General features: G+C 66.4%; 12 protein-coding genes. 7 read left to right on the top strand and 5 right to left on the bottom strand.

From position 1 onward, the window contains the following. Positions 1-2: 2 nt before the first annotated feature. Positions 3-803, bottom strand: a complete 801-nt coding sequence (locus NS1_RS22875) for a DUF2786 domain-containing protein (protein ID WP_062987616.1) — start codon at positions 801-803, stop codon at positions 3-5. Positions 804-1,000: 197 nt separating this feature from the next. On the opposite strand from NS1_RS22875, the gene NS1_RS22870 reads away from it, so the two are divergent. The 6 genes from NS1_RS22870 to NS1_RS22845 all read left to right on the top strand — a co-directional run bounded on the left by NS1_RS22870 (position 1,001) and on the right by NS1_RS22845 (position 7,683). Continuing rightward, a complete protein-coding gene (locus NS1_RS22870; RefSeq protein ID WP_062987614.1) occupies positions 1,001-2,278 on the top strand; it encodes an ABC transporter substrate-binding protein in 1,278 nt (425 codons plus the stop codon). Positions 2,279-2,323: 45 nt separating this feature from the next. Then, a complete protein-coding gene (locus tag NS1_RS22865) occupies positions 2,324-3,301 on the top strand; it encodes a carbohydrate ABC transporter permease (RefSeq protein WP_062987612.1) in 978 nt (325 codons plus the stop codon). Continuing rightward, entirely contained in the window at positions 3,301-4,200 is a 900-nt protein-coding gene (locus NS1_RS22860; RefSeq protein ID WP_255284648.1) for a carbohydrate ABC transporter permease, read from the top strand. Before NS1_RS22865 ends, NS1_RS22860 begins: the two co-directional genes overlap by 1 nt. A 97-nt stretch (positions 4,201-4,297) precedes the next feature. Continuing rightward, positions 4,298-6,619 (top strand): transglycosylase domain-containing protein, encoded by a 2,322-nt coding sequence (locus NS1_RS22855; RefSeq protein WP_062987610.1) that lies wholly within the window; start codon positions 4,298-4,300, stop codon positions 6,617-6,619. A 177-nt stretch (positions 6,620-6,796) separates the two neighbouring features. Next, positions 6,797-7,252, top strand: coding sequence for a GyrI-like domain-containing protein (locus NS1_RS22850; protein WP_056823884.1), 456 nt, complete (start codon positions 6,797-6,799; stop codon positions 7,250-7,252). Beyond that, positions 7,252-7,683, top strand: coding sequence for a GyrI-like domain-containing protein (locus NS1_RS22845; RefSeq protein ID WP_235569908.1), 432 nt, complete (start codon positions 7,252-7,254; stop codon positions 7,681-7,683). Before NS1_RS22850 ends, NS1_RS22845 begins: the two co-directional genes overlap by 1 nt. 57 nt (positions 7,684-7,740) lie before the next feature. Here NS1_RS22845 and NS1_RS22840 read toward each other — a convergent pair whose 3' ends face one another. From NS1_RS22840 to NS1_RS40895, 4 genes are all read right to left on the bottom strand, one after another. Beyond that, on the bottom strand, positions 7,741-8,850 hold the full coding sequence (locus NS1_RS22840) for an inositol-3-phosphate synthase (RefSeq protein ID WP_062987608.1): 1,110 nt from the start codon (positions 8,848-8,850) through the stop codon (positions 7,741-7,743). After that, positions 8,843-9,400: a PadR family transcriptional regulator gene (locus NS1_RS22835; protein WP_056823890.1), complete on the bottom strand. Its 558-nt coding sequence runs from the start codon at positions 9,398-9,400 to the stop codon at positions 8,843-8,845. Before NS1_RS22835 ends, NS1_RS22840 begins: the two co-directional genes overlap by 8 nt. A 147-nt stretch (positions 9,401-9,547) precedes the next feature. Continuing rightward, positions 9,548-10,330, bottom strand: coding sequence for a DUF1707 SHOCT-like domain-containing protein (locus NS1_RS22830; protein ID WP_063816237.1), 783 nt, complete (start codon positions 10,328-10,330; stop codon positions 9,548-9,550). A gap of 8 nt (positions 10,331-10,338) precedes the next feature. Continuing rightward, the gene (locus NS1_RS40895; protein ID WP_062987604.1) at positions 10,339-11,397 is read right to left on the bottom strand and encodes a DUF1707 SHOCT-like domain-containing protein; all 1,059 of its coding nucleotides are present in this window, start codon (positions 11,395-11,397) and stop codon (positions 10,339-10,341) included. A gap of 123 nt (positions 11,398-11,520) precedes the next feature. Between NS1_RS40895 and NS1_RS22820 the strand changes: the two genes are divergently transcribed. After that, positions 11,521-11,937 (top strand): DUF5318 domain-containing protein, encoded by a 417-nt coding sequence (locus NS1_RS22820; protein WP_170112103.1) that lies wholly within the window; start codon positions 11,521-11,523, stop codon positions 11,935-11,937. Positions 11,938-12,239 lie beyond the last annotated feature (302 nt).

Below are 12,239 nucleotides of genomic sequence, written 5' to 3'. Positions count from 1 at the left end.
GCTCATCGACCCGACAGCTTCCCGCGTGCGGCAGGGAGTTCCGGTGCGGTGCCGAGGCGGGCGGTACGGCCCGCTCGGTCGCCTGCCCGCCGCGCCGCCGCGGAGTGACCGGTGGAGGTTTGCGGGCCTCGCCAGGTTCCGCGAGCCTCGGAGGTGGCTGTGTAGAAATCGGTGAGCGCGACCTCTTTGTCGCGCAAGGCCAGGGCGGTTCCCGTCGATTCGACGACCGATTCCTCGGCGACGACCTCGGCTTTCACCTCGGCCAGGCGGGCGCCGATCCGGGCGGCGAAGGCCATCTGGAAGTTCAGGCGGGCGGTGACGCCTGCCACCGGGACCTCCACCTTGCGGCGCACGGTACGACCGAGGCGCTTCTCGGTGACGATCTTGCTGACCGTCGCCTCGCGGTAGGAGCCGGATTTGATGTAGTGGTCCGACGCCCGGACCATCTGGATGAGCAGGCTCGCGTAGAGCGCTTCGCAGGTATCGATGTCGGCGGCGAAGCCGTAGGCGTAGACCTGGGCGGAGGTACGGGCGACATCGCAGCGAACGTCGTTGGCGCCCGCGATCGCGACGAACAGCTGAACGTAGGTGCGCAGGCCCTTTCGGCCCGGTTCGCCGATCGGAACAATCCGCTGAACAGGGACCGACCTGCGCTCACGCGAGGCCACATGCGAGCGCGCCACGGCCAGATCGATCGAAGATTTCGTCGCCAGCCGTTGTGCCGCGGCGAGGAAGGCTTCGGCCTCGTGAGCATTGTCGGTGGACTCGGCTTTACGCAGCAAACCACCGATGCGGGTGAGCATCCGATCGGGCGTCGACGGCGGTGGACTGGTCACAGTGTCGAGGGTAGGGCACGGCACCGACAGCGAATCGTAAGCGAACTGACCGGGAAGTAAGCCCAAGACCAGGACGATCGGACGCGGGGACCTCTCACCATGTATGTTGCCTGTTGCACCGCACGGTGTGCTGCTGCTCACGTCTTGACCCTGGAGTGTCTGCGATGGCCTTGAAGTTTGTCCCCAGAGCGACGATGGCTGCTGCCTCGATCGCATTGCTCACCGCAACGTTCGCCAGTGGTTGCTCCAGTGACAGCGGTGGCAACGCACTCGACCAGAACCTGACGGGCCGCGGCCCGATCACCTACGTCGAAGGCAAGGACACCACCGAGACCGGTGTGGTCAAACAGCTCATCGACCGCTGGAACGCCGCGCACCCGAACGAGCAGGTGACGTTCAAGGAGCAGTCCGCCGACGGCACCCAGCAGCACGACGACCTCGCCGAGCACTTCCGCGCCAAGCAGGACGGCTACGACGTGGTCGCCCTCGACGTGCCGAACACCGCCGAGTTCGCGGCCAAGGGCTGGATCCAGCCGCTCGAGGACAGCTTCGCGATCGACACCGCGCCGCTGCTCGCGCCGACCGTGGCCAGCGCCACCTACAACGGCAAGCTGTACGCGGCACCGAAGAACACCAACGGCGGCCTGCTGTACTACCGCAAGGACCTGGTGCCCAACCCGCCGAAGACTTGGGGCGAGATGCTCGGTCAGTGCCAGGTGGCTCGGGACAACAACATCGGTTGCTACGCCGGTCAGCTCGCCCCCTACGAGGGCCTGACCGTGAACACCTCCGAGGTCATCAACGCCTTCGGCGGCAGCTTCGTCGGTGCCGACGGCAAGACCCCCACCGTGAACAGCCCGGAGTCCAAGGCGGGCCTGAAGGTCCTCGTCGACGCCTACAAGAACGGTGACATCCCCAAGGAAGCCATCACCTTCAAGGAAGGCGAGAGCGCCAGCGCGTTCGAGTCGGGCAAGCTGCTGTTCCTGCGCAACTGGCCCTACCTGTTCGCCCAGGCATCCGCCGAGGGCTCCGCGGTGAAGGACAAGTTCGGCGTCGCCCCGCTGCCGGGCGACAAAGGCGTCGGCGCCTCCACCCTCGGTGGCTACAACGCCGCGATCAGCGCGTTCTCCAAGAACAAGGCCACTGCCGCCGATTTCGTTCGCTACCTGATCAGCGAAGAGGCGCAGCAGATCATCGCCTCGGGCTCGCTGCCCTCGGTGCGCTCCTCGCTCTACGACGACCCGGCCCTGATCGCGAAGATGCCGTACCTGCCCACGCTGAAGGAATCCATCGCCAGCGCCGTGCCGCGTCCGGTGACCCCGTTCTATCCCGCGGTGTCGAAGGCTATCCAGGACAACGCCTATGCTGCCCTCAACGGCACGAAGTCCGTCGACGACGCAGTCGCCGGCATGCAAAAGGGCATCGAGACCGCCGGTTCGTAGCGGTACGCGCAGCGGACCCGACCAGACCGTAGGAGAGTAGTAACGGTGTCGGATCCTTCGGGAGCCAAGCAGCGCGGGCTAGCGCTGGAACTGCGACAATCCGGCAAGGCGTGGCTGTTCGTCGCGCCCGTGCTCGTCGCACTGGCCGTGGTCATCGGATATCCGGTGGTCGAGGCGATCTGGATGTCCTTCTCGAAGGACTCCGGCATCGACCCGGCCACCGGGATGTTCGTCGAGGGCGGCAGCGCCGGATTCAGCAACTACACGCACTGGCTGCTGCAGCAGTGTGGGTCGCTGAGCGGCACGGTGTCGTGCCCCACCGGCACCCTCGGCTCGCAGTTCTGGTCGGCGGTCGGGATCACCCTGTTCTTCACCGTGGTGATGGTGTCGATCGAGGCCCTGCTCGGGCTCGGCATGGCCATGGTGATGGGCAAGACCTTCCGCGGTCGGGCGCTGTTGCGCGCCGCCGTGCTGATCCCGTGGGCGATTCCCACCGCGGTCACAGCGCGGTTGTGGGAGTTCATGTTCCAGTACGACGGCGTGGTGAACCGGGTGCTCGGCACGCACATCCTGTGGACCTCGGACATGTGGGCCTCGCGGTTCGCGGTGATCGCGGCCGATGTGTGGAAGACGACGCCGTTCATGGCCTTGTTGATTCTGGCTGGGCTGCAAGTGATTCCGGCCGACGTGTACGAGGCAGCCAAAGTCGACGGCGCGACCGCCTGGCAGCGGTTCCTCCACATCACGTTGCCGCTGCTCAAGCCCGCACTGCTGGTCGCGGTCCTGTTCCGCACCATGGACACGCTGCGCATCTACGACCTGCCCGCGATCATGACGCTGGGCAACCCGTCGACGAACACGCTGTCGATCCTGGTGGTCGAGCAGGTGCGCCAAGGTCCCAACAGCGCCGCGGCACTGTCGGTGATCACCTTCCTGCTCGTCTTCGCGATCGCGTTCATCCTGGTGAAGGTGCTGGGCGCCAACGCTGTTCGCACGCAAGAAGATCAGCGGAAGGCGAACTGATGAGCATTTCGACGATGAAAGAACCTGCCGTCGAGTCGAAGACACTGCCGGTGCAGCCGGTGTCGTGGCGCAAGCGGATCGGCACGGTGCGGCTCTACCTCGGTGTCGCCATCGTGCTGGTGTGGGGCCTCGGCCCGTTCTACTGGATGGCCGTGGTGGCGTTCCGCGACCCGGCCCACACCTTCGACAGCACCCCGTGGCCGACCCACGTGACGCTGGAGAACTTCCGCAACGCCTTCGACACCAGCCGCGGCAACAACTTCGGCAAGGCACTGCTCAACAGCGTGATCATCGGATCGGCGACCACCGCCGTGGCGCTGATCCTCGGTGTCCTCGCGGCCTACGCGCTGGCGCGGATGGCCTTCGCGGGCAAGTACCTGGTCTCGGGGCTGATCCTGTCGGCGTCGATGTTCCCGGCCGTCGTGCTGGTGACGCCGCTGTTCCAGCTGTTCACCGATATCGGCTGGATCGGCCAGTACCAGGCGATGATCATCCCGAACATCTCGTTCGTGCTGCCGATGACGGTCTACATCCTGGCCTCGTTCTTCGCCGAACTGCCGTGGGAGCTCGAAGAGGCCGCGCGCATCGACGGCGCGAGCAAGTTCCAGGCCTTCCGGTTGATCATGCTGCCGCTGGCCGCGCCCGCGGTGTTCACCACCGCGATCCTGGCCTTCATCGCCTCGATCAACGAGTACCTGCTGGCCAGGTTGCTGTCGGGCGACGACACCAAACCGGTGACGGTCGCGATCGCGAGCTTCTCGGGCAACGACCCGCTGGTGCAGCCGTACGCGGCCATCATGGCGGCGGGCGTGATCGTCACCGTGCCGCTGGTGATCATGGTGCTGATTTTCCAGCGTCGCATCATCTCCGGTCTCACCGCGGGCGGCGTCAAGAGCTGACCTGCCGGGTTCTGCCGCCACCGCCGGGTAGAGTCGCCTGCACCGATATCGACATCGGTGCAGGTGAGTTCTTGTCCTCGCTCCGAAAGGAGATGGTGTGGCCTCCCAGCGCGGGCGCGGGCGTTCCGATGATGACGTGCCGTATACCTCGATAGCCGGGTTCCGCGATCCACTGGCGAAGGACCAGAAGCCGAGCAAGGGTGCGGCGCGACGGGCACAGGCAGCACGATTGGCCGAGACCGACGGGCCCAGCGACAAGGGTCGCGCACGACGGGAACAGGCCGCCCGGCTCGGCACCGACGAACAGCCCTCGGAACGTAAGCCGCGCACCAGGGGTCAACGCATCCGGCGGCTGCTGCTCGCGTTGTTCGTGATCTTCGTGTGTGTGCCCGCGCTGCTGTTCGTCGCGGTGTACTGGAGTTCGGAGATCCCCGAACCGGCCGAGGTCGCGGTCGAGCAGCCCGCCACCGTGCTGGCCGCCGACGGCACCACGGTGCTGACGAAATTCATTCCGCCACAGGGCAATCGGATTCCCATTCCGCTCACCGATGTGCCGTATCCGGTGCGCGACGCCGTGCTGGCGGCCGAAGACCGCACCTTCTATACCAACGCCGGGTACTCGACCAGCGGCTTCCTGCGGGCCGCTCGCGACAATGTGAGCGGACAGGACAACGCGGGCGGCGGCTCGACGATCACCCAGCAGTACGTGAAGAACGCCTTCCTCAGTTCTGAACGCACCGTCACCCGCAAGATGCGGGAGCTGATCATCGCGGCCAAGATGGCACGGCAGTGGAGCAAGGACGAGATCCTGTCCGCCTATCTCAACACCATCTACTTCGGGCGTGGGGCATACGGGATCGCCGCCGCGTCGAAGGCCTATTTCGACAAGCCGGTGCCGGAGTTGACCCTCGCCGAGGGCGCGGTGCTCGCGGCGGTGATCCGCTCACCCTCGGTGCTGGATCCGGAGAACCATCTCGATCAGTTGCGGGCGCGCTGGCAGTACGTGCTCAACGGGATGGTCGAGATGACCGCGCTCGCGCCGGGCGACCGCGACGCGACGGAGTTCCCGGCGATCATCCCGCTCGACGATGTGCCCGCCGAAGCCGTCGCGCTCGGACCGGAAGGGCATATCCGCACCCAGGTACTGCGCGAATTGCGCGCCGCCGGTCTCGACGACGCCGACATCAATACGGGCGCACTGCAGATCACCACCACCATCGATGCCGCGGCGCAGGCGGGCGCGGTGGATTCGGTGCGTGAGCGGTTGTCGTGGCAGCCGCCGGAACTGCGCTCGGCGGTGGTGTCGATCGATCCGCGCAGCGGGGCGGTGCGCGCCTATTACGGCGGTGAGGACGGGACCGGGTTCGATTTCGCGCAGGCGCCGCTCCAGACAGGCTCCGCGTTCAAGGTTTTCGCCCTCGTCGCCGCCCAACTGCAAGGCATTCCCATCTCGCGGGCGATCGACAGCGCACCCATCACCGACCGCGGAACCGAGATCACCAATGTCGAGGGCGACTCGTGCGGGCGATGCTCGCTCGCCGAGGCGCTCAAACGCTCGCTGAACACCAGCTTCTACCGGCTCACCATGACGATGGCCGACGGTCCGCGCTCGATCGCCGAGGCCGCGCACCTGGCCGGCATCCCCGAGTACATTCCCGGCGTCGACGGCGTGAGCCTCGCGGAGCCGGACGGTTATCCGCTCAACGGCATCGTGCTCGGCCAGTATCTGGTGCGCCCCCTCGACATGGCGTCGGCGTACGCGACGCTGGCCGCGTCCGGGGTTTACCACCAGCCGTACTTCGTGCAGAAGGTGAGCACCGGGGACGGGCGGGTGTTGCTCGACCGCAGCTGGGAAACCGCGACGGGCAAGAGACATTCAGAGCCCGAGCAGCGGATCTCCGCCGAGATCGCCGATGCCACCACGTCGGCGATGGTGCCGATCGCCAACTACTCCAACGGCCACGGGCTCGCAGGCGGCAGGCAGTCGGCGAGCAAGACGGGAACCACTCAGCTCGGCGAGAGCAAGGACAACAAGGACGCGTGGATGGTCGGGTACACGCCCTCCCTGTCCACCGCGGTGTGGGTGGGCACCGAGCACCCGCAGCCGTTGCGCACGGGACGCGGTGGGGCCGTCTGGGGTTCGGGGCTGCCCGCCGACATCTGGAAGCAGACGATGGACACGGCGCTGGCCGGAACGCCGGTCGAACAATTCGAGGTGCCACCGCTGTCCAATCCGCCGCTGATACCGACCCCGGGTACCGGTGTGGCGCCGACGCCGGGCGGCGGCTTCGACATCTTCGGTCCGCCGACGAGCTCACCGCGCCCCGCGCCGCCGCCGTTGATCGTCATTCCGCCCGCGCCGAACCCGTCGACATCGGGTGAATTGTTCCCCGGGCTCGGTGGCCAAGGGCCGCGCTAGATCACGAGTTGGCGCACCCGGACCCGACTACCCTGGCGACATGGCAACATCGTTGCCCAGAGCGCGAACCGCCCGACCAGGGGTCGAATGATCCCGGCGCGGAACCTGTCGGACCGATACGGGAGGATGTGCGGTCGGTACCGACATGCGACGACACTAGACATAGGGGCTACGCAGGTGGATTTCAATGTCGTTGACCGTCCCGAGACGCTGATCGCGGGCACGGTGCTTCGCAGCCCGGCGCTCGCCGTCGAGGGGCCGCGCCGCGCCAAAGTGGTCGAGGCGTGGGCGCACCTGCGGGCGAGGACGTTACCGGGGCCGGTCGCGACGGGCTATGTCGATTTCGCGCCGGAGATCAACTCCTACCTGACTCACATCGTCGGATACGAGTGCAAAACCCTCGCCGACCTGCAGCCAGGCGACGTGCTCGGCCGGATTCCGGCGGGGCGCTACGCGCGATTCGTGGCCAGCGGCGACAACCTCGGCGACACCATCGTCGGGCTGTGGCGCCAGGTGTGGGACGCGGAGGCCGCGGGCGAATTCGTGCGCGCCTATACCGGCGATTGCGAGCAGTATCCCGACGAGCGCACGGTCGAGATCTTCGTTTCGCTGACCGAGGAGAAGGACAGCTGATGGCCGTGGATTTCGAAATCGTCACCCTCGACGACGGCTTGGTCGCGGGTCTCACCGTGCCGTTGGCCGGCCGTGAGGTGACCGCTCGTGATCTTGATCTGGTGAATTTCACCTGGGATCGGTATCTGTCGCGGGAGAAGACGGTTCCCCGCGCGGCTGCCTATATCGGCCAGAACGATCACGCGGTGGCCGTGCTCGGCTACGAGGTGGCCGGGCTGGAGGACATCGACGAAGGTGACGTGCTCACCCGCATTCCCGCGGGCCGCTACGCCAAGTTCGTGGTCTCGGACAAGCCCTACGATCTGCTGCGCACCGCGTGGGCACAGGTGATCAAAGCCGAGAACGCGGGCACCATCACCCGCTCGCACACGGCGGAGTTGGAGCGCTACACCGGTCCGACCTCGGTCGAGGTCTACGTCTCCCTGGACTGAGACAAGAAGAGCCGGTGTGCACGAAGTTCGTGCGCACCGGCTCTTTTCGTTCAGTGACTACTCGGCACCGATGATGAACGCCTCGAGCTGAGTGCGCGCGACATCGTCGGCGATCTGCACCGGCGGGGACTTCATCAGGTAGGCCGAGGCCGGGATGACGGGTCCGCCGATGCCGCGGTCCTTGGCGATCTTCGCCGCGCGGACAGCGTCGATGATGATGCCCGCCGAGTTCGGCGAGTCCCACACCTCGAGCTTGTACTCCAGGTTCAGCGGAGCATCGCCGAACGCACGACCCTCGAGACGCACGTAGGCCCACTTGCGGTCGTCGAGCCACTCCACGTAGTCCGAGGGACCGATGTGGACGTTGCGGTCGTGGACCTTGCCCGCGAGCGCACCGGTGAGGTTCGACGTGACGGCCTGGGTCTTGGAGACCTTCTTCGACTCGAGACGCTCACGCTCGAGCATGTTCTTGAAGTCCATGTTGCCGCCGACATTGAGCTGGTAGGTGCGGTCGAGCACCACGCCGCGGTCTTCGAACAGCTTGGCCATCACCCGGTGGGTGATGGTCGCGCCGACCTGCGACTTGATGTCGTCGCCGACGATCGGCACACCGGCGTCGACGAACTTCTGCGCCCAGACCGGGTCTGAGGCGATGAAGACCGGCAGCGCGTTGACGAAGGCGACGTTCGCGTCGATCGCGCACTGCGCGTAGAACTTGTCGGCCTCTTCGGAACCGACGGGCAGGTACGAGACCAGCACGTCGACCTGAGCATCCTCGAGCGCCTTGACCACGTCGACCGCGGGCGCCTCGGACTGCTCGATGGTCTCGGCGTAGTACTTGCCGATGCCGTCGAGGGTCGGGCCACGCAGGACCGTCACATCGGTCGGCGGCACGTCGGAGATCTTGATGGTGTTGTTCTCGCTGGCGAAGATGGCCTCGGCCAGGTCGAAGCCGACCTTCTTGGCGTCGACATCGAACGCGGCCACGAACTTCACGTCGCGTACGTGATAGGTACCGAACTTGACGTGCATGAGGCCGGGAACGACCTGGTTCTCGTCGGCATCCTTGTAGTACTGCACGCCCTGCACCAGCGACGATGCGCAGTTGCCCACACCGACGATCGCGACGCGAACTTCGCCGGATCCAACCTTGTTGACATCACTCATGGCCGCTCTTTCCCTCTTTCTGTGGTGCCGCCTTCGTCGATTGCTCCGCCGCAATCAACTCGTTGAGCCAGCGCACTTCGCGCTCGCTTGATTCCAATCCGAGCTGGTGGAGCTGCTTGGTATAGCGATCCAGTGACCCGCTGGCCTTCTTGATCGCTTCCCGCAGACCCTCTCGGCGCTCCTCGACCTGACGACGCCTGCCCTCCAGGATCCGCATTCTCGCCTCGGCGGGAGTGCGGCTGAAGAAGGCGAGGTGAACGCCGAAGCCGTCATCGGTGTAGTTCTGCGGACCGGTGTCGGCAAGGAGTTCGGAGAACCGTTCCCGGCCTACCGGTGTGAGCCGGTAGACGCGGCGCGCACGACGCGCGAGCGCGCCGTCCGGAAGCTCCTCGGCGATCAACCCGTCGGCCTGCATCCTGCGCAGCGTCGGGTAGAGCGAACCGTAGGAGAAGGCCCGGAACGCTCCGAGCAGGCCCGTCAACCGCTTGCGCAGCTCGTAACCGTGCATGGGCGCGTCGAGGAGCAGGCCGAGAATCGCCAATTCGAGCACTGCCGACCTCACTCCCTGACTATGTCGACCTGACAGGCCGAACGGACCTAACCGTGGATGCGAGTTCCAACTATATCGGAGCGATACATCTACGCACAGTCGAATGTGACGCATGCGTCATCGACGCAGGTCAGGGATATGTCCGAGCTAGGGCCTGTAGGGGTAGACCGAGAGAGGTTCGCCGTCGAGGGCGATTTTGAGGTGCCCGGACTGGTTGCGGTCGTTACTGACGTAGATGGTGACCTCAGGCACCGCATCCTTTGTCGTTCCCGCGCGGAAGTCGATGAGAACGTGGGAGATCCGGCCGTCGGGGAGGCGGATCGTCTGCGGGGCACCTGCGATGATCCGGGCATAGCGAGCCAGGTCGAGCGTCGCGAGGTCGAGAGTGGGGGCATCGACGGGGCGTGCACGAGGGGAGTTTCCAGCGTCGAAATCGCCGCGGAAGGTGTAGCTGTCCCTGCTTCCGGGAGCGCCGGCGCGCGAGACCGAGACGTGGCCGGGGTGCACGGTGGCTTCGTCGATGACAGTGGTGCCGAACTCGGCGTGGTATTCGGCGACGAAGTAGGCGAGGCCGTCGGCGGTGGTGAGGTCGGGCAGCGGTTCGGACGCGTCGAGGATCGTGCGGCCGAGCAAGCCGGTGGCTAGGCCGACGACTCCCGCGGCGAGGATCGCGGCCACCGGAATCCACCTGCGACGTGCCGCGCCGTCGACGCCGCGGGCGATGGGCGTGGCGGCGAAGTCGTCGGTAGTTTGCAGATCATCGATCAGGCGGTCGAGGACTGCGAACGTTTCGGCGCGCATGGCTTTGTCGGAGCGCGCGAGGTGTTCGCTCGCGGTGAGTTGGCCGTCGGCGAGTGCCGCGTCGATCACGGCGCAGACGTCGGCGCGGTCGCTGTCACGGGCGCGCAATGGAGCTGGTTTCTTCGACATCGCCGCGGCTACTTCTCTTCGTAGGGGTGGGCGCGGATCAGTTCGCCCGACAGCGTCATCGTCGACCACCCGGACTGGGAGCGCTCGTTGCCCACATAGATGCTGATGGTCGGTTGCTTGGTCGAGGTGTCGGCGTCGATCGAGAAGTGCTGGATCTTGCCGTCGGGGACGCGCAATTCGGTCACCGCCTTCGCCAGCGCCGAGCCGAGGGCGTCGGTGTTCACCTGGCCGAGGTCGATCGCGACGGTGTCGCGCTTGCGAGCGGTGATCACCGCCGACTTGGGCTCTATGCCGCCGCGGTACTGGTAGTCGGCCGAGAACGCGCCTTGGCCGGTGACTTCGCGACGCAGGTCGGCGCTGTCTGGATGGAAAGAGATCTGATCGACCACAGCGTTGCCGAACTTCGCTTCGAGCAGAGCACGGATATGGAGGAATCCCGCGATGGTCGTCGGGGCGGGGGTCGGGATGACCAGGGGGGCGGCGGTGTCGAAGACGGTCACCGGACGGGCCTCGGCACGATCGCGAACAGTGACGGCGAATCCGGCTGTCGCGGTGACCACCGCGAGCGCGATGACGACCGTGCGGGTGCGGTCTCGGCGGGCGCGCGGTTTGGCCGGCGCGGCCGGGCGCTGGTGGAGTTCGGCCACCAAGGTGGACAAATCGCCCAATGTTCGTGCTTCTGCGGCTAATTCGACCATTGCGGCGTGTTCGTCGGAATCCAGTTGGCCGTCGGCGTGGGCGGTGTCGAGGGCGGCGACGGTCGTCGCGCGATCGGTCGACCTCGCTCTGGTGCGGGCCGGGTACTGGTCGGGGGTACGGCGGCGGGGGCGTTCGACGGGGGCGTCTTCGCCGAAAACCGCAGGTGATTGCAGGTCTGCGGTCAGGCGGGCGAGCTCGCCGACGGTGCGCGCGCTGCTCGCCGACGCGACGCGGTCGTGGTGCTCCTGCGCGCCGAGTTGGCCCTCGGCGTAGGCCGCGTCAAGCACGGTCGACACCTGTGCGCGATCGATGTCACGTGCGCGCAGCACCGAATCGACGGCGGCCCGTCGCTGCCCGGAATCAGCCATGGCCGTGGGTCACCTCACCTGCGAAAACATCCGGATGAACCCCGGTATCGGGAGTTTAATCGGCAAAGTCGGATCAAACGATGCCGTGGGCACGTGAATCCGAACCCCGCTACTCTGGTGATCGTGCGAATTCAGCGGCAGGTGGTGGACTATGCGCTTCGGCGCAGGTCCCTGCTGGCCGATGTCTACGCGGGGCGGGTCGGCGTCGCCGAGGTGTGCGACGCGAATCCCTATCTGCTCAGGGCCGCGAAGTTCCATGGCCGAGGCAGCGAGGCGACCTGTCCGATCTGTCGAAAAGAGCAGCTGACGTTGGTTTCGTGGGTGTTCGGCGATGGGCTCGGCCAAGCGGCCGGGTCGGCGCGGACGCCCGAGGAACTGATTCGGATGGCCGAGTCGAACGAAGAATTCTCGGTGCATGTCGTCGAGGTATGCCGCTCGTGCAGCTGGAATCATCTGGTGCAGTCGTACGTGCTCGGCACGGCTCCCGCGCCTGCCAGGCGACGGACGAGTTCGCGAGCCCGGCGCTCTGCTGCCGAATGATGGCTTGTCGAGCGACGGGGCTGCCGAGTAACGGGCTGCCCGCACAAGTAATGGTGGCCACCGCGTGATGCGCCACTGTTCGGGGTGCACCCTCTCCGCGCCGGTACTCCGGCGCGGATGTTGTGTGTCCGAACCTTACAAGTTATGGAGATCTGGTCAGTGAGTTCGCCCTACGAGTCCTCCCCCCACGGCGATGATCCGCGCGGCGGTCGTCCGGCTCGGGGTGCGCAATCGGGTCTCCCCCCGCAGTCGGGTGATCGCCCCGGCGGTCCTCCGCCGCGTCGGCCGATGCCGCCCGCCGG

The organism is Nocardia salmonicida NBRC 13393, from assembly GCF_001613085.1.
GTDB classification, from domain to species: domain Bacteria; phylum Actinomycetota; class Actinomycetes; order Mycobacteriales; family Mycobacteriaceae; genus Nocardia; species Nocardia salmonicida.
Note: the sequence above shows the minus strand (reverse complement) of the source record. Positions and strands in the feature narration are given on the sequence as shown.

Excerpts from the sequence above, each read along its gene's own strand:
- NS1_RS40895 (WP_062987604.1), bottom strand. The coding sequence starts at position 11,397 with ATGGCTGATTCCGGGCAGCGACGGGCCGCCGTCGATTCGGTGCTGCGC.
- NS1_RS22840 (WP_062987608.1), bottom strand. The coding sequence starts at position 8,850 with ATGAGTGATGTCAACAAGGTTGGATCCGGCGAAGTTCGCGTCGCGATC.
- NS1_RS22830 (WP_063816237.1), bottom strand. The coding sequence starts at position 10,330 with ATGTCGAAGAAACCAGCTCCATTGCGCGCCCGTGACAGCGACCGCGCC.
- NS1_RS22875 (WP_062987616.1), bottom strand. The coding sequence starts at position 803 with ATGCTCACCCGCATCGGTGGTTTGCTGCGTAAAGCCGAGTCCACCGAC.
- NS1_RS22870 (WP_062987614.1), top strand. The coding sequence starts at position 1,001 with ATGGCCTTGAAGTTTGTCCCCAGAGCGACGATGGCTGCTGCCTCGATC.
- NS1_RS22860 (WP_255284648.1), top strand. The coding sequence starts at position 3,301 with ATGAGCATTTCGACGATGAAAGAACCTGCCGTCGAGTCGAAGACACTG.
- NS1_RS22845 (WP_235569908.1), top strand. The coding sequence starts at position 7,252 with ATGGCCGTGGATTTCGAAATCGTCACCCTCGACGACGGCTTGGTCGCG.